Raw genomic sequence first — 21,775 nt, 5'->3', positions numbered from 1 at the left:
GTGTGCTGTGCAAAAATAGAAAAAACTAAAATGCTAACAAGCTTTTTCGGCGGTTCAAAACCAATAAATTTTGCGATGATTGTATTGGCAGTCATCGTTTACTTCACAGGATTCTATCTGGTATCAGATGTTTATGAGTTTACTTCATTAGAGGCGTTAGGTCAGTTTTTTGTGCTTCTAGCTTATTTGTTCTCTTTGGGAGTGCTCAATTTTGTGGTAAAACGCAATACACTTTCTAAGCGAACGACCTATATTTTGTACTTCTTTGTGTGTTTCACTTTTGCCGTTCCGGTTTCTTTTTTCAACTACGATATCGTATTTTCAGGGCTTTTTGTTTTGCTGGCTTTGCGGCGCATCATCAGTATGAAAACAGAAAAAGATTTTAAAAAGAAAGTCTTTGATGCGGCTTTTTGGATCACCATCGCATCCTTGTTTTTCTTTTGGAGCATCCTATTTCTGGTTGTGCTCTATTTTTCGATTTTATTTTACGGCCGAAGCGAATACCGAAACTGGCTAATGCCCCTTGGCGGAATCTTTGTCGTACTGCTACTCACGTTTACATTCAGTTTATACTATGAAGGTGCAAAGGAGTTTGCTTTAAGTTATTTTGAATTACCAACGCTAGATTTTAGAGCGTATAGCTCTTTGAAGCTACTGTTGCCTACGTCCTTTTTTCTAGCACTTTATATTTGGTGCGGTTTGCGCTACATTAAACAAGTTTCTGATGCTCCTCAAAAGCTAAAAGCCTCGTTCATTCTGATTATAATTAGTTCGCTTGTAGCGCTGTTTATAGCAATTTTTGTAGCTCCTTTACGCGATGGAAGTGAGCTGTACTTTCTTTTTGGACCGCTTGCGATCATCACGGCCACCTACATAGAAACCAGCAAGAGTTTTTGGTTTAAAGAGATGATGATGTGGCTAGCACTTCTTATTCCAATTCTTTTAATATTTTGGCGCGTGTAGTTTTAGAACATATAGAAAACGAACTCAAAAAGCGCTGGCCATACAGAGATGTTTGGTTTAGAAGGCAAAATAACATCTGGGATAATCAGAGCAATTTTATTTACAACATACAGGATTTTGACGAGCTCATAGAACGCATTAAAAGTCAGCTACAGCACAATCAGTTTAATAAAAAGGAATTTTTCTACTACAGTTTAAATCGCTGGTACAATTACTGGAGCGCACGAGCGGTAGAGCAGCTTTTTATTGATCAACCTAATGTAAATGCGGTTTTAAATGAAAAAGATCGTCTTAAAGACTTCAGTATCCAAGGAATTAGTTTTGACTTAAAAACCACCAAATTTCCCAAAGGTTTTCAAAAGGATTTTGCCGATGCACAAAAGTATCCTGAAATGCTTATAAAGTGGCTTTATAAAAACCAAAGCAAAGGACGACGTTTCCATTTGGAAAACAGACTGTTTCTGGTGGTGTTTGCCGCCAACGGCGAGCATTATAAATTGAAAGCTGAAATTTCTTGGCTTCGGGCTTTAATTGAAAATTATGTGAGTACTTTTGAGCCCGAAAAATTAATTAGCGTCACCACCGCAACAAATAAAACGGCCCTTTCAGACATCATCTGGGCGACACGATGAATTATATCGGTTCAAAACATAAACTTTCAGATTGGCTGCTAGAGAACATTAAAGTCGTGTGCGGCGATGATCTTTCTCAGTTGGTGTTTTGTGATCTTTTTGCCGGAACCGGAGCCGTGGGACGCACGTTTAAACCTTATTTAAAAAGTGTTATTGCAAACGACTTGGAGTTTTATAGCTATGTTTTAAACCGAAATTACATCGGGAATAATTCAGCAATTGACGCTTCAGCTTTGATTGAAGAGCTTAATGAAATTCCTTCTAGAAAAGGCTTTATCTTTCATCAGTATAGTGAGACCGGTTCAGAAAACCGACTTTATTTTTCCGCAGAAAACGGTCAGAAAATTGATGCGATTCGGGCTAAAATCGAGGAGTGGTTGGAGCAGTCCAGAATCGATGAAGACACTTATTTTTTCCTTTTAGCAAGTTTGTTAGAAAGTGCTGATAAGGTTGCCAATACTGCTTCGGTTTATGGCGCTTACCTTAAAAAGCTTAAAAAATCGGCACAAAAAACTTTAGAATTAGCACCGGCTAATTTTGAGATCACTGCGGGAAGTCATTCCGTTTACAACACCAACAGCAACGCGTTGATTAATGATATTGAGGGAGATATCTTGTATCTCGACCCGCCATACAACGCCAGGCAATATGGAGCTAATTATCATGTGCTCAATACTATTGCAAAAAAAGATACCTTTGTACCCAAAGGAAAAACCGGTTTACGAGCGTATACAAAAAGTGCTTTTTGCAGTAAGCTTGAAGTTGAAAATAGCTTTGAAGAACTCATCGCAAAAGCGCGCTTTAAAACTCTGTTTTTAAGTTATAATAACGAAGGATTGATGCCTGCTGCAACAGTAAAAGAAATTATGCAGCGCTACGGAAAATATGATTTGGTCACCAAAGAATATCAACGTTTTAAGGCTGACAAAACCGAAAACAGAAACCATAAAGCAAACGCCACCACCGAATATTTACACATTTTAGAAAAACACCAGAAATGATTACTCATACCGCAAAACGTATATTTCAGAGCGCCGTTGACGATTACCACATCAAAGATCGCGTTGATCAACCCTTTAGCAATCCTTATGATACTGACGTTGACTTTTTAGAACACTTACTTTATCGTAAAGCGTGGATTGATACCGTGCAGTGGCACTATGAAGACATTATACGTGATCCGCAAATTGATCCTGAAGCAGCGCTGAAATTGAAACGTCAGATTGATGCGTCGAACCAAGAGCGTACCGATATGGTCGAGTATATTGACAGCTATTTTCTGAATGAATATAAAGACATTGAGCCTAAAGAATCTGCTATAATCAATACCGAAAGTCCGGCGTGGGCCTTAGATCGTTTGGCAATTTTAACGCTTAAGATCTATCATATGGAGGAAGAAGCTACGCGCGAAGATGCTTCTCAAGAGCACAAATTGGCCTGCCAGCAAAAGCTTGATGTTTTACTAGAGCAGCGTACCGATTTATGTACAGCAATAGACCAATTGATCAAGGATATTCGCAACGGTGATAAGTACATGAAAGTCTATAAGCAGATGAAAATGTACAACGACGACGAGCTCAATCCGGTACTACGCGGGCAAGCAAAAAAGTAGTTGATGCCTTCTCCAAAAGCAGCGCATATTTTATGCATTCGGTTTTCAGCGATGGGCGATGTGGCGATGACCGTACCCGTGCTAATCGCGTTAACGCGCGCTTATCCAAAGCTGGAAATCACGGTGGTTTCTAAACCTTTTTTTGAGCCTTTTTTCTTAGGAATTGAGCGCGTGCATTTTTTTGGTGCCGAGGTAAAAACCAAATTCAAAGGCGTTGCCGGTTTATATAAACTTTATAAAGCACTTAAACCCGAACAATTTACTGCAATTGCAGATTTACATAATGTGATTCGGTCTAAAGTGTTGTTGTCTTTTTTTCGCTTACGCGGAAGTCAAACAGCACAAATAGATAAAGGTAGAGCCGAAAAAAAAGCACTTACACGAGAAACAGATAAAGTTTTTAAACCGCTTAAAACCACGCATCAGCGTTATGCTGATGTGTTTGGAGCTTTGGGCTTCCCGGTGCAATTAAAAGGAGATGAGTTGCTACCGAAGCGTAAGCTTAACGACACGATACAGAAAGCCATAGGTCAAGAGCCATACAAATGGTTGGGTTTTGCACCTTTTGCAGCTCACGAGGGTAAGAAATATCCTTTACACCTGATAGATCAAGTACTGTCTAGTTTAAATAAAAACCCGTTAAAAATCATTCTTTTTGGAGGAGGAAAGGAAGAAGAGCAGCTGCTGAATTCCTTTGCTGCCAAATATGAGAATTGCATAAATGTCGCGGGTAAATTCAGTTTTAAAGAAGAATTAGCTTTGATCTCCCATCTTGATGCGATGCTCGCGATGGATAGCGGCAATGGTCATATGGCTGCGCTTTTTGGCGTTCCTGTGGTGACGCTTTGGGGCGTTACGCACCCGTATTTGGGCTTTGCACCCTATGGGCAGCCGGAGGAAAACCAAATTACCGCAGATCGTAAAAAGTTCCCAGCAATACCCACTTCAGCATACGGAAACAAAGTTCCTGAAGGCTATGAACGCGCGATGCATAGCATTCAGCCGGAGACTGTGCTTCAGCGGCTTTCGGAGATTTTAGATTAGTTTTCATTTCAAGCTTTTCGCGTTAGCGTACAATATTTAGGTATCTTTCTTTTCTAAATTTCGCTAATGAAAACGCCGCTTACGCAACTACTAAATATCAAACATCCAATCATTATGGCGCCTATGTTTTTGGTGTCTAACGTTGCTATGGTAAAAGCCGCAATGCAAGCCGGAATCGCGGGTTGTATTCCAGCGTTGAATTACCGCACCTTACCCGAATTACGAGAAGCCCTAACCGAATTGAAGACCGCTAAAACCGAAGGTGGAGCGTTTGGTTTCAATTTAATCGTCAATAAATCAAATCTGAAATTCCCCGAGCAACTCAAGGTCTGCTGCGAGCTAGGTTGTGATTTTATCATTACTTCTTTGGGTAATCCCAAACAAGTCATTGAAGAAGCTCATAAAAAGGGGATTCTGGTGTTTTGCGATATTGTTAACCTTGAGCAAGCCAAAAAAGTAGAGGCTTTGGGCTGTGATGCGGTTATTGCCGTAAACAATGAGGCCGGCGGTCACCGTGGCAATATTGCTCCAAAACAATTAATAGAAGAACTAAACGCAGCTTTAAAGATTCCGGTAATTTCAGCGGGTGGCGTAGGAACTAAAACTCAACTTGAAGAAAAACTAAGCTTTGGAGCAGTTGGCGTAAGTGTTGGGAGTCCGTTTATTGCTTCAGAAGAAGCGGGGGTTTCTAAAGAGTATAAAGAGGCCTGTGTGAATTATGGAGCTGAAGATATTGTGCTTACTCAAAAAATCAGCGGAACGCCGTGTACGGTCATCAATACGCCGTATGTACAAGAAATAGGCACTGAGCAAACCTGGCTCGAAAAGATTCTCAATAAAAATAAATGGTTGAAGAAGTACGTAAAAATGCTCCGCTTCTTGAAAGGAACCAATATGGTTACCAAAGCCGCAACCGAAGCTACGTATAAAACCATTTGGGTCGCGGGGCCAACTATCGAGCACAGCAAAGCCATAGAACCGGTAGAAAAAATTATTAGGCGTTTCATTTAGAATCTATTCAAACTAAAAAATCCCCTGAACATTTCAAATGTTCAGGGGATTTTCGCTTAATAATGCAAGTTCTTATATATCGTCATAATCTACTACCAAATTAGCTGAGGTTGCCAGCGCTTGGCAGGTTAAAATGAGTCCTTCTTCAACTTCATCGTCGGTAAGGATCTGGTTTTTACGCATTACTGCGGTTCCTTCAGTTACGCGAGCAATGCAGCTACTACAAATACCACCTTGGCATGAGTGTGGCGCGTCAATATCATTGTCTAATGCGGCGTCAAGAATAATTTTATCCTGAGGAATCACCAACTCAAACTCTTCGTCATCGCAAACAATTTTTAGCGTTGTTTGTCCGTCTAAAGCTTCGGCAATCTCCTCGCCATCATCTGATGAAGTAAACAACTCAAACTTTACTTGTTCTTTAGCTACGCCGTTTTCTTCTAGAACGCCACGTACTCCGTTGATCATCTCTTCTGGTCCACAAAGGAAATACTGATCAAAATCATGTGCTTTAAACTTATTCTTCAGCACAAAATTTACAGTAGCCTTTTCAATTCGGCCAAAATGCGCATCGGTTTCCTGCTTCCGGCTGTAGATGAATTCGATGAATAAGCGGTCAGGGTACTTCAATTGAAGCTCTAAAAGCTCTTTATGAAAAATGGTTTCTTCAACGGTTCTGTTTCCGTAAGCAAGCACAAAACGACTTTTAGGCTCTTCTTCAAGAACGGTTTTTACGATAGAAAGTACGGGTGTGATTCCGCTTCCTGCGGCAAAAGCCACGTAATCTTTTTGATTTTCGCCGTTAGGCTCAACAATAAACTTTCCTTCCGGTGGATGCACTTCTAATGATTCTCCTACAGTCAATTTATTGTTTGCCAGCACAGAAAATGTACCTCCTTGAACTTCTTTCACCGCAACTTTTAAGTTTCCGCTTTTTGGTGTAGAACACAGCGAGTAGGCTCTGCGCACTTCTTTGCCATCAATTTTGGTTTTTAAGGTGATGTATTGACCGGCTTTAAAAGTAAATGCCTCTTTTAAAGCATTAGGCACACCAAAAGTGATGCTTACAGCTTGCTGAGTTTCGCGGGTAATGTCTTGAATAGTAAGTGCGTGAAAATCGCTCATTGAATAAAATTTTGGCAAAAATACAAAGCGATGCGGTTTTGCAACGTAACATTTTTATAATTTTCATACCAATGAGGTGTGCCCACACAGAAAATCAATTCTTTATGATAAAATATTTCCTCACACTCGAGTGGAAGAGTTTTTTTAGATCTGCCGCTTTTCAGACCAATCTTATTCTAAAAATCTTTATGGCGCTGGGAGCGCTATATTTTATTGGACTTTTTACACTGGCGGGTGTTGGTGCTTATTTTGGTCTTGAAAAAGCCGGTCTAGAGCCACTAGAAACCGTAAATCGCTTTATGATTTATTATGTGGTGCTTGATCTGGTGATTAAGTATATGCTGCAAAAAATGCCGGTGGTTAATATTAAACCGCTGCTTTTGATGCCGTTTAAAAAATCGAAGATCGTAAACTTTGCATTGGGCAAAACGATATTCTCATTTTTCAACATTGTGCACGCATTTTTCTTTATTCCGTTTAGCGTGGTGTTGTTGACACAGGGGTATGACCCGCTTCACGTGATCACCTGGCATTTGGGAATGATGGCGATGATCTACATCAACAACTTTATCAATGTATTTTTGAACGACGCCATGCCGCTGGTAGTAGGCGTAGCCTCGGTGCTTATTGGTCTAGGCGCGCTGCAGTATTACGGGATTTTTGATGTTACACCGTATACTGGCGTGTATTTTCAAGGTTTATTTGAACAATTATGGATGTTCGCCATTCCGGTTTTAGTCTCGATAGCGTTGTATAAAGTGGCGCACAGCTATTTCTTAAACCGACTGTACCTCGACGCCGGACTTTCAGCAAAAACTAAAGAAGCTTCTACCGAAAATCTAGATTGGTTAGATCGTTTTGGTAAAACGGCTATTTTCCTTAAAAATGATATTAAGCTTATTAAGCGTAACAAGCGTTCAAAAACTACTGTGATTATGAGCGTCCTGTTTTTATTCTATGGATTACTCTTTTTCTCCGGCGGAATTGACAGCTACGACAATCCGTTTATGAAAATCTTTGCCGGGATCTTTGTCACCGGTGGGTTCCTGTTCAGTTTTGGGCAGTTTGTACCCAGTTGGGACAGCTCGTACTATCCGCTTATGATGACTCAAAACATCAGTTATGAAGAATATTTACGGTCTAAATGGATGCTTGTCGTGTTAGCTTCGGGGATCTCTACGATTCTAGCTTTGGGCTATTTATATTTTGGTTGGGAAGCGTATGCAGCTGTTTTTGTTGGCGGAATCTACAATATGGGAGTAAACGGGCACGTGGTGCTTTGGGGCGGTGCTTATATCAAAACACCCATCGATTTGACGAGTAATAAAAAAGCCTTTGGCGATAGTTCTTCTTTCAATGTTAAAACTTTATTGATCACAATGCCGAAGCTGTTATTGCCCATTGTACTGTATACCATAGGGCATTTTACACTCGGGCCCGTATTTGGCTATGCGCTAGTAGCTTTAGCCGGAATTGCCGGTTTTGCGTTTAGAGATTTTATGTTCAAAAAGATTATTGGCATCTACAAGACCGAAAAATATAAAACGATAGCAGCTTACAAACAGAAAAACTAAGGCTCTTCCTCAATCCCTCCCTGTGGGAGAAAAACCTCACTAACCACTAAAAATTGATATTATGATACATATTCACGATTTATCAAAAACTTACAACGGCGTTACCGTTTTAAAAATAGACGAACTTCAAATTCCTAAAGGCGAATCTTTTGGTTTAGTAGGAAATAACGGTGCCGGAAAAACCACTTTATTTAGTGCATTGCTCGATTTGATTCAGCCTACTACGGGATATATTCAAAATGGCGAAGTCAAAGTACACGAGAGCGAAGCCTGGAAATCACATACGGCATCGTTTATAGATGAGAGTTTTTTAATTGGCTATCTCACGGCGGAAGAATATTTCTATTTCATAGGAGAATTGCGCGGGCAGAACAAAGCTGATGTAGATAAGTTGCTTGCCGGATTTGAAGATTTCTTTAATGATGAGATTTTAAATAAACGCAAGTACCTACGCGATCTTTCTAAAGGAAATATGAAAAAGGTGGGTATCGTCGCAACCTTGATCGGAAATCCTGAAGTGGTAATTCTTGACGAACCTTTTGCAAATTTGGATCCAACCACCCAAATACGACTAAAAGGCATCATCAAAAAATTGGCAGCAGAAACCGGTGTTACGGTTTTGGTCTCGAGTCACGACCTGATGCACGTTACCGAAGTTTGCGAGCGCATTGTAGTCTTAGAAAAAGGAAGTGTTGTAAAAGACATCAAAACTTCTGAAGCTACGCTTAAAGAGCTTGAGGCCTATTTTAGCAAGGAGGAGCCTTTGGTAGAGTAGGAGCTTAATAAGTACTCAGTTGGATGTTAAATGAATTCATTTGATATTCAAGCTGTCTTTGATTATTGATTTGGGCTTTAATTTGTTCTAATAGGTCACCAGACCTATTGTTCAAACTAAGGATAGCGTTCTCCTGAGAATAAAATATAATATTCTCTTTTTCGATTGAGACACGGTCGATTCTTATTTCTGAGAAATACTTATTTTTTAGAATCGAAGAATTTAACTCTAACCATATTTCATCTTGATTTTCATTTTTAATAGACCTATGAATTGTATTGGTGGTCGCAGATTTTAAATTGAGCTCTTTGAGCAGCCTTTGTTCATCTAAGCGGGAATGAAAAAGCTCTGAAAGTAAAACCTTGGTTCCAGAATTAATATATACTAACCAACTGATTAAACCTTGAATTAGAAAGCTATCAGAACTATAAATATAGGATAGCTTGTCTGGAGGAAAGTCGCTGTAGGTGTAAATTAAACCATCAACCACATTAGTATTGGTAACTACTTCTTCTAAAGTACCAGTTTTTACAATAGCTTTTTCTTCCTTTCTAAATTGAATTAGTAAATCTTGATTTTGTCTGTTAATTTGTCTAATTAAATCTGGGGCTTGGCTTCCCACTCCAGAAGTCATAATTTTTTGCCATTGATTATTTGTAATTCCATCTGCACCTAAACGCTCTTCAAGCATTTTAGACTTTCTCACCTTTTTTATCAGGCTCGCTTTAGCAAAATAAGGGTTGTTAATATGTTCTCGATAACGAACTATTTCCTCACAATAAGTATTAGCAAGTTCAACTAATTTTAAGAGATTAATCAGGTTATAGCTTGTTGAACGGGCCTCAAGCTGAATAAGCTTACTTTCAATTTCTTTAAGGTTGAGTAGCGTTAATTGTCTGATTTGATTAAATGAGCTATTCTCTTTCAGGACCCTTGTTTGATCAGCTGTAGAAATTGATTGAAGAATAACTTCTGTTACTTGATGAAAATCATTTAGGAGAAATTTTAATCTGCTAAGTTCAAAATTTGCTTCAAGCTCTTCATTTAATAGGTTTTCGGTGATATCAAAATAATTATGTTCGAGAGTGCTTATTAGATTAATTAAAGGATTTTTGCTATCACCTTGCCTATGAGCGGCAAATAATAAATTGCTGCCAACTAAAGAAAAGAGCGATATAAGTAGAATTATTTTTTTCATAGCACAGCCGTTATTCTAAAAATATGAAATGAGTGCTTCACATTCTACGAAAAATTATTTTAACGTCTTTTTAACCCCTTCATACTAATTTTGCTACTTTGCAGTTATTGCTATATAATCTAAATCGATTTGCAAACTCAGGTACAAAAATTACTCGCTATTCTGGTGCTTTTGACTGTTCTTGTGGGCTGCTCCCGTAAGAAGGACAAATTTTTATCGCGCAATTTTCATGCGATCACCGCAGAATACAATACCCTTTTTAATGGACGCCAGGCCTTTGAGCAAGGGCGTGATGCACTTATTGAGGGCTATCAAGATAATTTTTGGGCCATCTTACCCATCGAACGTTTAGATTCTCCAGATTTTGTGCCCTTACCGGGAGAAGCGATTGACCCTAGTTTTAAAATTGCCGAAGAAAAAGCCGTAAAAGCCATACAAAAACACAGTATGGAAATTAACGGGACTGAGCGCAATCCGCAGATTGATGAAGCATTTATGCTGCTCGGAAAAGCGCGATATTATGATTTGCGTTTTTTACGTGCGTTAGAGGCCTTCAACTACATTTTATCCTATTATCCGGCAAGTGATAACATTGCCCAAGCCAAGATATGGAAGGCGAAAACTCAAATTCGTTTGGACAATACCAAACTGGCGATAGCGAGCCTGCATAAACTTCTGGAGGAAGAAGACGCCCTTGATCGCCAGGATTTTGCCGATGCTTCTGCGATGCTGGCACAAGGATATATTTTTGAAAACCGTCTGGATAGCGCCTTGGTTTATATTGAAAAAGCAGCCTACCTCACCCGTAAAAACGAAGAAAAAGGCCGGTATTATTTTATCAAGGGTCAGCTTTATGACAACATCGGGCAGAACCAGTTGGCCAATGCAAATTATGACAAGGTTATTGATCTCAACCGTCGTTCTCCGCGCCGCTATATGATCAATGCATACATTAACAAGATTAGGAATTTTGATTATGAGACGGGAGATCAAGAACGCCTTTTTAAGCTACTTACAGATTTAGAGGAAAATCGAGAAAACAGGCCGTATCTAGACATCATTCAGTATCAGTTTGCAGAATTCTACCGCAATGTAGGTCGCGAAGATTCGGCGGTAGCCTACTATAATAAATCTATTGCCTCGCAAGGGGAAGATAAATACCTGACTTCGCGCGATTATTTAAGTCTGGGGGATCTCAATTTCAACAATTCAGAATATTTGATCGCGGGCGCTTATTACGACAGTACGTTAGCTTTTATTCCGGAAAATACTCGAGAATACCGCAACATCAGTAAAAAGCGCGAGAATCTTAGCGATGTGATTTTATATGAAGGAATCGCCACGCGCAACGACAGTATTCTCAATTTGGTTTATATGAACGATGCAGATCGGCAGGCATATTTTGAATCGTATATCACAGCGCTTAAAGAACAAAAAGCAAAAGACTCTATCGCTGAAGCAAACGCCGAAGCAGCTATTGCGAACAACGAATTTTTTGTCGCAAATAATCCAAACTCCGGACCCAATCCACCAGGCGGAAGCAGTGGGTTTTATTTCTACAATCCGGTGCAGGTGGCACAAGGAAAACTTGATTTTAAACAGCGTTGGGGCTCTCGTGAAAATGCTGATAACTGGCGTGTTTCAAGCAGTGTAGGCAGTGCACTCGCTTCTAATGAGATTGCAGGTGAGAAAGATCTCCTTGAAGAAGTGGATAACGGGATTTACAATGCAGACAATTACATCAGTAAAATTCCTTCGGAACAACCTATCATCGATAGCATCAGTACAGCACGCAATTTTGCTTACTATCAGCTAGGCTTGATCTATAAAGAAAAATTAAAAGAACCGCAGTTGGCCATTCAGCGTTTAGAAGCATTGCTGGCAGCCAATCCTGAAGAACGTTTAGTGCTTCCGGCAAAATATAATTTGTATCAGCTTTATGAAGCGAGCGGCGATACCTTCAACAGCGATAAATATAAATTTGATATTCTTCAGAATTACGGGGACACCAGATATGCGAGTATCATCAACAATCCTGATAAGGCCTTAGAGCAAGATCAGAATAGTCCTGAAGTGCTTTATAACAACCTATATCGGGATTTTGAGAATCAAGAATATGCTCGGGTCATTACGCAAGCTAATCGCTACATAGACGAGTATGCGGGAGATGCTTTTGTTCCGAAGTTTGAATTGCTAAAAGCAACCGCAATTGGCCGCTCAAAAGGTTATGATGCTTATGAGCAAGCCCTAAATTATGTGGCGCTGAATTATCCCAACCAAGAAGAAGGGAAGAAGGCTAAAGAGTTATTAGAAAAAGCTTTACCACAGCTCAAAAACAATACGTTTGTTGCTGATGCTGAGGCTAAAAAATACAATTTGCTGTATACTTTTAAAACCAGCGAAAAGAATACGTTGTTACAAAAGCAAGATTCGATCAGCAACTATTTAAAGCAAAATAATTTTACACAATTGAGCGTATCAAGAGACGTTTATGATGAGGCAACGCAGTTTTTGGCCCTTCACGGATTTAAATCAAAAGTCGAGGCTTTATATTTTGGTGAGCGACTGAAAGAGGCTAAGCTCGTTGTGATTGAAGAAGATCAAGAACCTGTTGTGATAAGTTCTGCCAATTATAGAATTATACAACTGCATAAAAACTTGGAAGCATATAAAAATTTAGATTCACAATAATGAGAAAAGACAGATCTGTAAAAGCTCCTGAAACAGGCAATAAACAAAACAGAATAAGTGATGGAACTTCGATTACCGGAGAAATCAAGTCTGAAGGTGATTTTAGAATTGATGGAAAGTTAGAAGGAAAAATTGAAAGCACCGGCAAGGTGGTTATTGGTAAATCTGGAGTTTTAATCGGTACGCTCGAGTGTAAGGAAGCAGATATTGAAGGTAAAGTAGATGGCACAGTAGCTATTAGTGGTTTATTAAACCTGAGAGCTTCGGCGGTCATCAAAGGAGAAGTCGCTACCGAAAAACTTGCGATAGAACCCGGTGCCGACTTCAATGCGAGTTGTGTTATGGGAAGCGGTGTAAAAAACCTGTCTAAAGATGTCAGAAAAGAAACCGGAAAGTCCGCTTAAAAGCTGGGCAAAATTTTCTACCGTTGCCATCCAAATGGGGGTCACCATTTATTTGGGGAATCTTTTGGGCTCTTGGCTCGATGGAAAATTTAATACTACATTTTTAGAACCTGCGGTTACGTTACTCGCCGTATTTTTGTCGATGTACGTGATTATTAAAGCCGTCAAAGATCTAAATTCATGAATCTTACAAAACCTCTTCTTACCACAGCAGGAACGATCATCGGCCTGGCTGTAGTTTTTTATGGCCTGCATTTAGGTATACTCCATCTTCTTGATGTAGAACTTCCTTACAATCTGCTCAATTTTTATTTGTTTGGTGGTGTCAGCAGCTTGATCATTTGTCTCACATTTATTACCCTTCCGGCACTGCTTCCGGAGCTTCACGATAAGGTAGGATATATGTTTTTGTTTACCATTTTTGGTAAACTCTTTTTGTGGGCTTTAGTTTTTAAGAATTTGCTCTTTTCTGAAACTGTTTTCACGCGAATGGAGCGTCTTAGTATGTTGATACCCATATTTATATTCTTGATTTATGAGGTGTTGGTAATTGTTAAAATCTTAAAAAAAGAATCTTAAGTCTATTTCTTGATAAAAAAGGTGCAATTGTGAATAAATTGATTAGTTTTGCACCAAATTTTAGCAAGCCTGATTTTTTAAAAAATAATAATGAAGATAACTTCTTTACCCATTCATTTTCTAGCTGTTATCAGTTTTCTATTGTGCGGAACGCTGTTAAATGCGCAAGAGCATAGTGTCGCGGAAGCTAATGACGAAGGCCCTGTAAATACCCAGCAGGAAATCACAGATTACACCAATCATCACTTAAAAGATTCTCATGACTTTCACTTGTTCTCGTATCAAGGGAGCGATGGAGAGCGTCACAGTTTTGGTTTCTCATTACCCGTAATTTTATGGGCGAGTAACGGTCCTGTTGCATTTATGTCTTCAGAATTTCATCACGATATTGACGGTGGAGTTGTTGTTGAAAAAGGAGGAAGCCGTTTTGTAAATCTTCACGATAAAATTTACGAATTAGAAGATGGTGCAGAGGAGATCGTGATGGGAGAAGATCATCATCCGGTAAATGCTCACAAACCTTTTGACTTATCCATCACCAAGAGTGTATTTGGAATCTTACTTGTAGGATTACTGTTATTATTCTGGTTTGGTTCTTTAGGAAAACAATACAAAAAGAAAAATATCCCAACCGGTTTTGGCCGTGCATTAGAACCGCTAGTGATCTATGTACGTGACGAGATCGCACGTCCTAATATTGGAGAGCATAAGTATCGTAAATATATGAGTTTCTTGCTTACTGTATTTTTCTTCATCTGGGTTTCAAACCTTTTGGGTATGACACCTTTCGGTTTCAACATCACGGGGCAAATTGCAGTTACTGTTTGTCTTGCATTATTCACATTCTTTATCGTTCAGTTTAGCGGTAATAAAGATTACTGGAAACACATTTTCTGGATGCCGGATGTACCGGTAATTATGAAAATCATATTAATACCTATCGAAGTTTTAGGTATGTTGACTAAGCCTTTTTCCCTTCTAATTCGTTTGTTTGCAAACATCACCGCAGGTCACGTTGTGGTAATGGGGTTGATCGCATTAATGATTACTTTAAAAGCCCAGTTTGGCGCAGTAGGTTCTACAGGATTATCTCTGGTTCTTACCTTGTTCATCTCGGTTATTGAAATATTAGTAGCATTCTTACAGGCATTTATCTTTACAATGCTCTCTGCGTTGTTTATTGGTATGGCGGTTGCAGAACATGACCATCACCACGAGCACGATGAAGAGGGGCATGAAGTGGATGACGTAGAGGATGTAAGAGAAAGTTTTGTTTAATTTTTAAATCAATTGTTATGTACAATTTAATTGGAGCTGGATTAATCGTTATCGGTGGTGGTATCGGACTAGGTCAAATCGGTGGTAAAGCGATGGAAGGTATCGCGCGTCAACCTGAAGCGGCTGGTAAGATTCAAACTGCGATGATTATCATTGGTGCACTTTTAGAAGGTCTTGCTTTCGGTGCGTTGATCTTAGGTAAATAATCAAGCTTAAACAACTAAGCAATTCCTGTAACGGTTGGTTACAGGAGTTGTTTTATTTAAAACATTAAATTCAAAGATGGATCAGTTATTAAATGATTTTTCGCCGGGCTTGTTTGTAATGCAAGCTGTTATATTAATTATCCTCATCTTATTGATGAAGAAATTTGCTTGGAAACCTATCTTAAGTTCTTTAGATGAGCGTGAGCAAGGAATTCAAGGTGCATTAGAAGCAGCAGAAAAAGCGCGTTTGGAGATGAAAAATCTTCAGGCAGACAACGAAAAAGCATTGCAGGAAGCACGTGCAGAGCGTGATGCTATGCTGAAAGAAGCTCGTGAGATCAGAACAAAAATGATCGCAGAAGCTGAAGGTGATGCAAAAGCGCAAGCCGATAAAATTATCACTCAAGCACAAGAGGCTATCGCAGCAGAAAAGCGTGCGGCAGTGGCTGAGTTAAAAGGTCAAGTTGCAGAACTTTCTCTTGAAATTGCAGAGAAAGTGGTTAAGCAAGAGCTTTCAGATAAAGAGAAACAGCAGCAGTATGTAGATAAAATGCTGCAAGACGCTACCCTTAATTAATAAAACAAGCAGTTCATGTCATCAAGAGCAGCAATACGTTACGCAAAGGCAATTTTAGATCAGGCCAAAGAAAAAGGTACTGAAGAAGTTGTTTTTGGTAATATGAAATCTATTGATGCTACACTAAACGCAAGTAAAGAATTGCGCAGTGTGCTTAAAAGTCCTGTTATAAAGCCCGAAGATAAAAGAGCTTCGTTAAAGGCTGTTTTTGCGGATTATGACCCAAGCACACTAAGCCTTATCGATCTTTTGGTTGATAAAAAGCGTAGCGCTCTTTTAGGTCAGGTAGCTCAAAGCTATGTGAGTTTATATAATGAGTCTAAAGGAATTGTTGTTGCTCAGGTAACAACAGCTGTGGAGTTAGACGCTAGTTTAGAAGCAAAAATTTTAGCTAAAGTAAAAGAGCTTACCAATAGCAGTGAGGTTACTTTAGAACAGCATATTGACCCAAGTTTAATAGGAGGGTTCATTCTTCGTGTAGGAGATGTACAGTACGACGCAAGTGTTGCAAATCAACTTGTGAGCGTACAAAAAGAATTTAGTAAACGTTTATAATTACAACTTAGCTTTGAGTTGTATCAAAGCTTACTTAGATATCAAACAAAATGGCAGAAGTAAAACCAGCTGAAGTTTCAACGATTTTAAAGAAACAACTTTCAGGCTTTGAAGCATCAGCTTCATTAGATGAGGTAGGAACAGTACTCACCGTGGGTGATGGTATTGCCCGTGTTTATGGTCTTTCTAACGCACAATACGGAGAGCTCGTTGAATTTGACGGAGGTCTTGAAGGTATTGTATTGAACTTAGAAGAAGATAACGTTGGGGTTGTACTTTTAGGTCCTTCTAAAGAAGTTAAAGAAGGTGCTACAGTAAAACGTACACAACGTATCGCTTCGATCAACGTAGGTGAAGGTATTGTAGGACGTGTTGTTAACACCCTAGGACAACCTATCGATGGTAAAGGAGCAATTGAAGGTGAAACTTATGAGATGCCACTTGAGCGTAAGGCGCCTGGTGTTATTTATCGTCAGCCGGTAAATGAGCCTTTACAAACAGGTATCAAATCTATCGATGCGATGATTCCTGTAGGTCGTGGTCAGCGTGAGCTTGTAATTGGTGACCGTCAGACAGGTAAGACTACTGTTTGTATTGATACCATTTTGAATCAAAAAGAATTTTATGATGCTGGAGAGCCTGTTTATTGTATCTACGTTGCTGTAGGTCAAAAGGCTTCTACTGTAGCTGGTATCGCTAGTGTACTTGAAGAAAAAGGTGCAATGGCTTATACTACAATTGTAGCTGCAAATGCATCAGATCCTGCTCCTATGCAGGTTTATGCTCCATTCGCAGGTGCTGCAATTGGAGAGTATTTCAGAGATACAGGTCGTCCTGCTTTAATCATCTATGATGATTTATCTAAGCAAGCGGTTGCCTATCGTGAGGTTTCACTTTTATTACGTCGTCCACCGGGTCGTGAGGCGTATCCTGGAGACGTTTTCTTCCTACACTCTCGTTTATTAGAGCGTGCTGCAAAAGTGATTGCTGATGATGATATCGCAAAGAACATGAATGATCTTCCTGATAGCTTGAAGCCTATCGTTAAAGGTGGTGGTTCATTAACAGCGCTTCCAATTATCGAAACTCAAGCAGGGGACGTTTCAGCATATATCCCAACAAACGTAATCTCGATTACTGATGGTCAGATCTTCCTTGATGGTGACTTATTCAACTCAGGTGTACGTCCGGCGATTAACGTAGGTATTTCAGTGTCACGTGTGGGTGGTTCTGCTCAAATCAAGTCGATGAAGAAAGTATCTGGTACGCTTAAGTTAGACCAAGCAGCTTTCCGTGAACTAGAAGCATTTGCTAAATTTGGTTCAGACCTTGATGCCGCTACGTTAAGCGTTATTGAAAAAGGTAAACGAAACGTTGAGATCTTAAAGCAAGCGGAAAACACGCCTTATACTGTAGAAGATCAAATCGCAATTATCTACGCAGGTTCTAAGAACCTATTGCGCAATGTGCCTATCGATAAAGTAAAAGAGTTTGAAACAGACTATCTTGAACTTTTAAATGCAAAGCACAGAGCTACTTTAGATACGTTGAAAGCAGGTAAGCTTACAGATGAGGTGATCGACACCTTGACTACTGTAGCAAATGACCTTGCCGCTCGATATAAGAAGTAATTCTAAATTCTGAATGTAGAATTTAGATGGCTTATGTTCCTAGAAATAATGCGATAGTTGATAAATCCTTTCATTTTGCGTGTGAAATAGTTGTTTACACACAACAATTAAAAGCCCAAGGTTTTTATGAGATAGGATCACAACTTTTAAAATCTGGAACAAGTATTGGTGCTAATGTGCGTGAATCGCAACGCGCAGTAAGTACCAAAGATTTTAAGAATAAATTGAGTATAGCTTTAAAAGAAGCAGAAGAAACTCAATATTGGTTGCAAATTATTGAACATACTGAAATAGCTGAAGTATCTAAAGCTCTTTCGGAAAACTGTGAGGAATTAATTAGGTTGTTGGTTAGTATAATCAAAAACTCATAATTCTCAATTCAACATTTTGAATTAAATAAATGGCAAATTTAAAGGAAATACGTAACCGAATTTCATCAGTATCTTCAACGATGCAGATCACAAGCGCTATGAAAATGGTGTCTGCTGCTAAGTTGAAGAAGGCTCAAGATGCTATTACAGCAATGCGCCCTTATTCTGATAAATTAACCGAGTTGCTTCAAAATCTTAGCGCTTCGATGGAAGGAGACAGCGGAAGCCGTTTTGCTGAAGAGCGTCCTGTTGAAAAAGTGCTTGTAATTGCGATCTCTTCAAATAGAGGTCTAGCAGGTGCTTTCAACTCAAACATCGTAAAAGAAGCTAAGAACATTGCAGATACTGTTTACGCCGGTAAAGAAGTTCACTTCTTAACCATTGGTAAAAAAGCAAATGACATTCTGAAAAAATCACATACCGTGATTTTTAATGACAGTGAGATCTTTGATGATTTAACGTTTGAGAATGTTGAAGCAATTGCTGAGCGTGCAATGAATTTATTTACCGAAGGAACTTATGATAAAGTTGAATTGCTTTACAATTCCTTCAAAAATGCTGCTACACAAATTGTTACCCGTGAGCAGTTTTTACCTATTGTTCCTTTAAAAGAGCAATTTGAAGAGGTAGCTCCGGCAAACACTACAGATTATATCTTTGAACCATCAAAAGAAGAGATTGTAAAACAGCTTATACCTAAAGCTTTAAAAACACAATTCTTCAAAGGAATCAGAGATTCTGTAGCAAGTGAGCACGGTGCACGTATGACGGCGATGCATAAAGCAACAGATAATGCGACCGAGTTGAGAGATCAGCTTAAACTAACGTATAACAAAGCGCGTCAGGCTGCAATTACTAACGAAATTCTTGAGATCGTAGGTGGTGCAGAAGCATTAAACAACTAGAAATTATTTTATTTCATATCTTAAAGCCTTGCAATTGCTGCAAGGCTTTTTTGTTGGTACAATCGCAGCGCTTAATATCCAGTTCTGATAGCTATTGCGATAGACAGAGATAGTTTATCTGTTGTATACGACCTAAACAATCCATACGTTAGCTTTGTAAACCCAATCTAAGCACTTATGAAAAAAATGTTATCAGCTTTGTTCTTATTTACCTTATTCTCTTGTGGAGGAAGCAACCAACTCGTTAAGAACCCGCCTTTTGAGATTGAAAAAACGACTCGTAAATCTGGGGTTAAGGGCCTCGAAAACATTCGTTTTGTAGCCAAAAATATTCCGCAAGAGGTAAGCTTTGAATCTTTATATTTTCAGCAGAAAAAATCTAAAGTACTATGGGAAGATACCAACTTGTATTACGCAACCTTCTCGACAGTGCCCGCGAATAGTAAAGACCGCGTATTGTCAGTAAATCGTGAAGATGAGGCAAAAAATCCTCTACCTCAAATTCCGGTTGAAGTTCCCTTTAAAATAAAAGCAAATGAAGCCTTATTAGAATACAAAGTAGGAGATAAGACCTTTTATACCGTTCTGGAGGTTAAATAGGAGAAAGCGTTGCAGTCTCGGTTTTGGATTGCTTCCGAATAGTTAATTTTGAATGGAAAAAATCGAACTTCTTTGAGCGTACTTAAAGGTTTTGTAAAAGATACGGCGGTTTATGGGCTGGCCACTATTCTCCCCAGATTGATGAACCTGTTTCTGATCAGTCTGCACACCGATAGTTTGGAAACTTCGGGCTATGCGGATAATACAGCCTTTTATGTGGGGGCGGCATTTTTAAATGTCTTGTTGGCTTACGGTATGGAAACGGCCTTCTTCCGTTTTTTTTCTAAAGCCGAAGATGAAAATAAGGTGTACAGCACGGTGCTGATCGCACTTACTGTAACCTCTTTAATTGCGTTCACCCTACTTTATGCATTGCGTGTACCCATTTGCGAGGCTCTAGAGCTTCCTGTAGAATATTTTGGATACTTGTTAGGTGTCACCATTTTAGATGCGCTTGTAGTAGCTCCTTTTGCGTATTTGCGAGCAAAAGGTAAAGCGTTGCGCTTTACAGGAATAAAACTTACCAACCTTGCGATCTATGTTGTGCTCAATATCTTTTTCCTTTGGGCAATTCCAGAATTTAATATGCAGTTTAGTTGGTACGATCCAACTGCTTTACTCACGTATATTTTTGCGGCCAATTTAGCTGCGAGCGCGGTGACGTTTCTCTTGATCGCGCCTGATTTTTTTAGGATCAAACTTGTATTTGATAAGCAGTTATTCGGTCAGTTGTGGCAATATGGTTGGCCGGTGCTTGTTGCGGGTTTGGCTTTTGTAGTAAATGAGAATTTAGACAAGCTTCTAATTGGGAATATGCTCGATAAGGATATTATGGGCGCCTATTCAGGATGTTATAAGTTGGCGGTTTTTATGACCATTTTTATACAGGCATTTCGCTTGGGAGCTGAACCTTTTTTCTTCAGTCATGCTAAAAACAAAAATGCTCCAACTACCTATGCCACCATTCTAAAATATTTTGTGGTTGTGGGTGCTGCCGGATTACTTTTTATCGTGTGCTTTATCGACTTTTTTAAAGCACTTCTCATTAGTGACTCAAGCTATTTTAAAGCCATTGAGATAGTTCCTTATATTTTATTAGCCAATTTATTTTTAGGAATCTATCACAACTTATCAGTGTGGTATAAGCTTACCGATAAAACCAGGTATGGAATGTATTTCTCAATTCTAGGCGCAGCACTTACCATTGCGCTCAATTGGTATTTTATACCGCTCATTGGTTTTATGGCTTCGGCATATACGACGGTGGTAGCTTATGGTACGATGATGCTGATTTCGTACTTTTACGGCCAAAAATATTATCAGATCCCCTACAACGTAAGCAGAATAAGTATGTATCTTCTTCTGGCTACCAGCGGAGCTTTGGTCTCCTTTTATTTTTTCAGATCAAATTATGGCGTGAATGGTGTAATTTTTCTGGCTTTTATGGGATTAACACTCTTGCTGGAACATAAGGAATTAAATGCCATTTTAGGGCGAAATAAAAAATAGAAATTCCACAGCGTGGAACTTAAAAGCACATTATGCAAATAAACATTATCAATACATCTAATCACGCATTACCGCATTACGAGACCGAAGCTTCTGCAGGAATGGATCTGCGCGCAGCACTTGATGCACCGGTGACCTTAAAACCTTTAGAACGCGCGATCATCAAAACAGGTTTGTTCATTGAACTCCCTGTGGGAATTGAAGCCCAGGTGCGCCCCAGAAGTGGTCTGGCAGCAAAAAAAGGTATTACTGTGCTTAACGCTCCGGGAACGATTGATGCAGATTATCGTGGGGAAATCGGCGTGATTTTAGTCAACCTATCTAACGAAGATTTTACGATCGAAAATGGCGAACGCATTGCCCAACTAGTCATCGCAAAACACGAGCGTGCTGATTGGAATGAAGTTGAAGTTTTAAGTGAAACAGCTCGCGGCGCTGGAGGTTTTGGAAGTACCGGAACCAAATAATGAGCTAATGATTTAAGAGGCATTCACCCAAAACACGCCTTTTAAATTCTAATAACGGTTCTTTTTGC

General features: G+C 39.3%; 24 protein-coding genes. 22 read left to right on the top strand and 2 right to left on the bottom strand.

The annotated features are described in order from the left end of the window. Window positions 1-30: 30 nt before the first annotated feature. The 6 genes from BUA96_RS04560 to BUA96_RS04535 all read left to right on the top strand — a co-directional run bounded on the left by BUA96_RS04560 (window position 31) and on the right by BUA96_RS04535 (window position 5,262). Window positions 31-963, top strand: a complete 933-nt coding sequence (locus BUA96_RS04560; protein ID WP_072980885.1) for a DUF6427 family protein — start codon at window positions 31-33, stop codon at window positions 961-963. Next, window positions 915-1,595 (top strand): hypothetical protein, encoded by a 681-nt coding sequence (locus tag BUA96_RS04555; RefSeq protein WP_072980883.1) that lies wholly within the window; start codon window positions 915-917, stop codon window positions 1,593-1,595. Before BUA96_RS04560 ends, BUA96_RS04555 begins: the two co-directional genes overlap by 49 nt. Continuing rightward, a complete protein-coding gene (locus BUA96_RS04550; protein ID WP_072980881.1) occupies window positions 1,592-2,596 on the top strand; it encodes a DNA adenine methylase in 1,005 nt (334 codons plus the stop codon). The genes BUA96_RS04555 and BUA96_RS04550 overlap by 4 nt, the downstream gene beginning before the upstream one ends. Further along, window positions 2,593-3,207, top strand: coding sequence for a DUF4254 domain-containing protein (locus BUA96_RS04545; protein ID WP_072980878.1), 615 nt, complete (start codon window positions 2,593-2,595; stop codon window positions 3,205-3,207). Before BUA96_RS04550 ends, BUA96_RS04545 begins: the two co-directional genes overlap by 4 nt. Before the next feature lie 3 nt (window positions 3,208-3,210). Beyond that, a complete protein-coding gene (locus BUA96_RS04540; RefSeq protein ID WP_072980876.1) occupies window positions 3,211-4,251 on the top strand; it encodes a glycosyltransferase family 9 protein in 1,041 nt (346 codons plus the stop codon). 66 nt (window positions 4,252-4,317) lie between these two features. Continuing rightward, window positions 4,318-5,262, top strand: a complete 945-nt coding sequence (locus tag BUA96_RS04535) for an NAD(P)H-dependent flavin oxidoreductase (protein WP_072980874.1) — start codon at window positions 4,318-4,320, stop codon at window positions 5,260-5,262. A gap of 72 nt (window positions 5,263-5,334) precedes the next feature. Here BUA96_RS04535 and BUA96_RS04530 read toward each other — a convergent pair whose 3' ends face one another. After that, complete coding sequence (locus BUA96_RS04530) at window positions 5,335-6,387, bottom strand: ferredoxin--NADP reductase (RefSeq protein ID WP_072980872.1); 1,053 nt, start codon at window positions 6,385-6,387, stop codon at window positions 5,335-5,337. Window positions 6,388-6,491: 104 nt separating this feature from the next. Here BUA96_RS04530 and BUA96_RS04525 point away from each other — a divergent pair, with 104 nt between their 5' ends. Together BUA96_RS04525 and BUA96_RS04520 are read left to right on the top strand one after the other, a co-directional pair. Then, on the top strand, window positions 6,492-7,961 hold the full coding sequence (locus tag BUA96_RS04525) for a DUF5687 family protein (RefSeq protein WP_072981761.1): 1,470 nt from the start codon (window positions 6,492-6,494) through the stop codon (window positions 7,959-7,961). A gap of 61 nt (window positions 7,962-8,022) precedes the next feature. Further along, entirely contained in the window at window positions 8,023-8,736 is a 714-nt protein-coding gene (locus tag BUA96_RS04520; RefSeq protein WP_009781974.1) for an ABC transporter ATP-binding protein, read from the top strand. Window positions 8,737-8,740: 4 nt separating this feature from the next. Here BUA96_RS04520 and BUA96_RS04515 read toward each other — a convergent pair whose 3' ends face one another. After that, window positions 8,741-9,934, bottom strand: coding sequence for a hypothetical protein (locus tag BUA96_RS04515; RefSeq protein WP_072980870.1), 1,194 nt, complete (start codon window positions 9,932-9,934; stop codon window positions 8,741-8,743). 129 nt (window positions 9,935-10,063) lie between these two features. Between BUA96_RS04515 and porW the strand changes: the two genes are divergently transcribed. The 14 genes from porW (at window position 10,064) to dut (ending at window position 21,707) form a co-directional block, all read left to right on the top strand. Next, window positions 10,064-12,625, top strand: coding sequence for a type IX secretion system periplasmic lipoprotein PorW/SprE (gene porW / locus BUA96_RS04510; protein WP_072980868.1), 2,562 nt, complete (start codon window positions 10,064-10,066; stop codon window positions 12,623-12,625). Then, window positions 12,625-13,029, top strand: coding sequence for a bactofilin family protein (locus BUA96_RS04505; RefSeq protein ID WP_072980866.1), 405 nt, complete (start codon window positions 12,625-12,627; stop codon window positions 13,027-13,029). Before porW ends, BUA96_RS04505 begins: the two co-directional genes overlap by 1 nt. Beyond that, window positions 12,998-13,213: an AtpZ/AtpI family protein gene (locus BUA96_RS04500; RefSeq protein WP_072980865.1), complete on the top strand. Its 216-nt coding sequence runs from the start codon at window positions 12,998-13,000 to the stop codon at window positions 13,211-13,213. The genes BUA96_RS04505 and BUA96_RS04500 overlap by 32 nt, the downstream gene beginning before the upstream one ends. Next, complete coding sequence (locus BUA96_RS04495) at window positions 13,210-13,608, top strand: DUF6168 family protein (RefSeq protein ID WP_072980863.1); 399 nt, start codon at window positions 13,210-13,212, stop codon at window positions 13,606-13,608. The genes BUA96_RS04500 and BUA96_RS04495 overlap by 4 nt, the downstream gene beginning before the upstream one ends. A 90-nt stretch (window positions 13,609-13,698) precedes the next feature. Further along, on the top strand, window positions 13,699-14,886 hold the full coding sequence (gene atpB / locus BUA96_RS04490) for a F0F1 ATP synthase subunit A (RefSeq protein WP_072980861.1): 1,188 nt from the start codon (window positions 13,699-13,701) through the stop codon (window positions 14,884-14,886). A gap of 17 nt (window positions 14,887-14,903) precedes the next feature. Further along, window positions 14,904-15,092, top strand: coding sequence for an ATP synthase F0 subunit C (atpE, locus tag BUA96_RS04485; RefSeq protein WP_004569351.1), 189 nt, complete (start codon window positions 14,904-14,906; stop codon window positions 15,090-15,092). A gap of 76 nt (window positions 15,093-15,168) precedes the next feature. Beyond that, window positions 15,169-15,669, top strand: coding sequence for a F0F1 ATP synthase subunit B (locus BUA96_RS04480; protein WP_009781967.1), 501 nt, complete (start codon window positions 15,169-15,171; stop codon window positions 15,667-15,669). Between the two features lie 15 nt (window positions 15,670-15,684). Next, window positions 15,685-16,224 carry an ATP synthase F1 subunit delta gene (atpH, locus tag BUA96_RS04475; protein ID WP_009781966.1) on the top strand — a complete coding sequence of 180 codons (540 nt, stop codon included), beginning with the start codon at window positions 15,685-15,687 and terminating at the stop codon, window positions 16,222-16,224. Window positions 16,225-16,274: 50 nt separating this feature from the next. Then, window positions 16,275-17,855, top strand: coding sequence for a F0F1 ATP synthase subunit alpha (atpA, locus tag BUA96_RS04470; RefSeq protein ID WP_072980859.1), 1,581 nt, complete (start codon window positions 16,275-16,277; stop codon window positions 17,853-17,855). 26 nt (window positions 17,856-17,881) lie between these two features. Further along, window positions 17,882-18,226 carry a four helix bundle protein gene (locus BUA96_RS04465; protein WP_072980857.1) on the top strand — a complete coding sequence of 115 codons (345 nt, stop codon included), beginning with the start codon at window positions 17,882-17,884 and terminating at the stop codon, window positions 18,224-18,226. A 29-nt stretch (window positions 18,227-18,255) separates the two neighbouring features. Then, window positions 18,256-19,131: an ATP synthase F1 subunit gamma gene (gene atpG, locus BUA96_RS04460; RefSeq protein ID WP_072980855.1), complete on the top strand. Its 876-nt coding sequence runs from the start codon at window positions 18,256-18,258 to the stop codon at window positions 19,129-19,131. A 177-nt stretch (window positions 19,132-19,308) separates the two neighbouring features. After that, window positions 19,309-19,731 carry a hypothetical protein gene (locus tag BUA96_RS04455; RefSeq protein WP_072980853.1) on the top strand — a complete coding sequence of 141 codons (423 nt, stop codon included), beginning with the start codon at window positions 19,309-19,311 and terminating at the stop codon, window positions 19,729-19,731. Between the two features lie 72 nt (window positions 19,732-19,803). Further along, entirely contained in the window at window positions 19,804-21,240 is a 1,437-nt protein-coding gene (locus tag BUA96_RS04450) for a lipopolysaccharide biosynthesis protein (RefSeq protein ID WP_072981759.1), read from the top strand. Between the two features lie 32 nt (window positions 21,241-21,272). Next, window positions 21,273-21,707 carry a dUTP diphosphatase gene (gene dut / locus BUA96_RS04445; RefSeq protein WP_072980851.1) on the top strand — a complete coding sequence of 145 codons (435 nt, stop codon included), beginning with the start codon at window positions 21,273-21,275 and terminating at the stop codon, window positions 21,705-21,707. Window positions 21,708-21,775 lie beyond the last annotated feature (68 nt).

Origin of the sequence: Leeuwenhoekiella palythoae (genome assembly GCF_900130045.1) — a bacterium.
Taxonomy (GTDB): Bacteria; Bacteroidota; Bacteroidia; order Flavobacteriales; family Flavobacteriaceae; genus Leeuwenhoekiella; species Leeuwenhoekiella palythoae.
This window is presented reverse-complemented; position numbering and strand designations above follow the sequence as displayed.

Excerpts from the sequence above, each read along its gene's own strand:
- BUA96_RS04480 (WP_009781967.1), top strand. The coding sequence starts at position 15,169 with ATGGATCAGTTATTAAATGATTTTTCGCCGGGCTTGTTTGTAATGCAA.
- BUA96_RS04505 (WP_072980866.1), top strand. The coding sequence starts at position 12,625 with ATGAGAAAAGACAGATCTGTAAAAGCTCCTGAAACAGGCAATAAACAA.
- BUA96_RS04495 (WP_072980863.1), top strand. The coding sequence starts at position 13,210 with ATGAATCTTACAAAACCTCTTCTTACCACAGCAGGAACGATCATCGGC.
- BUA96_RS04500 (WP_072980865.1), top strand. The coding sequence starts at position 12,998 with ATGTCAGAAAAGAAACCGGAAAGTCCGCTTAAAAGCTGGGCAAAATTT.
- atpH (WP_009781966.1), top strand. The coding sequence starts at position 15,685 with ATGTCATCAAGAGCAGCAATACGTTACGCAAAGGCAATTTTAGATCAG.
- BUA96_RS04535 (WP_072980874.1), top strand. The coding sequence starts at position 4,318 with ATGAAAACGCCGCTTACGCAACTACTAAATATCAAACATCCAATCATT.
- atpE (WP_004569351.1), top strand. The coding sequence starts at position 14,904 with ATGTACAATTTAATTGGAGCTGGATTAATCGTTATCGGTGGTGGTATC.
- BUA96_RS04560 (WP_072980885.1), top strand. The coding sequence starts at position 31 with ATGCTAACAAGCTTTTTCGGCGGTTCAAAACCAATAAATTTTGCGATG.
- atpA (WP_072980859.1), top strand. The coding sequence starts at position 16,275 with ATGGCAGAAGTAAAACCAGCTGAAGTTTCAACGATTTTAAAGAAACAA.
- BUA96_RS04455 (WP_072980853.1), top strand. The coding sequence starts at position 19,309 with ATGAAAAAAATGTTATCAGCTTTGTTCTTATTTACCTTATTCTCTTGT.
- atpG (WP_072980855.1), top strand. The coding sequence starts at position 18,256 with ATGGCAAATTTAAAGGAAATACGTAACCGAATTTCATCAGTATCTTCA.
- BUA96_RS04465 (WP_072980857.1), top strand. The coding sequence starts at position 17,882 with ATGGCTTATGTTCCTAGAAATAATGCGATAGTTGATAAATCCTTTCAT.
- atpB (WP_072980861.1), top strand. The coding sequence starts at position 13,699 with ATGAAGATAACTTCTTTACCCATTCATTTTCTAGCTGTTATCAGTTTT.
- BUA96_RS04545 (WP_072980878.1), top strand. The coding sequence starts at position 2,593 with ATGATTACTCATACCGCAAAACGTATATTTCAGAGCGCCGTTGACGAT.
- BUA96_RS04530 (WP_072980872.1), bottom strand. The coding sequence starts at position 6,387 with ATGAGCGATTTTCACGCACTTACTATTCAAGACATTACCCGCGAAACT.
- dut (WP_072980851.1), top strand. The coding sequence starts at position 21,273 with ATGCAAATAAACATTATCAATACATCTAATCACGCATTACCGCATTAC.
- BUA96_RS04525 (WP_072981761.1), top strand. The coding sequence starts at position 6,492 with ATGATAAAATATTTCCTCACACTCGAGTGGAAGAGTTTTTTTAGATCT.
- BUA96_RS04520 (WP_009781974.1), top strand. The coding sequence starts at position 8,023 with ATGATACATATTCACGATTTATCAAAAACTTACAACGGCGTTACCGTT.
- BUA96_RS04550 (WP_072980881.1), top strand. The coding sequence starts at position 1,592 with ATGAATTATATCGGTTCAAAACATAAACTTTCAGATTGGCTGCTAGAG.
- BUA96_RS04540 (WP_072980876.1), top strand. The coding sequence starts at position 3,211 with ATGCCTTCTCCAAAAGCAGCGCATATTTTATGCATTCGGTTTTCAGCG.
- BUA96_RS04515 (WP_072980870.1), bottom strand. The coding sequence starts at position 9,934 with ATGAAAAAAATAATTCTACTTATATCGCTCTTTTCTTTAGTTGGCAGC.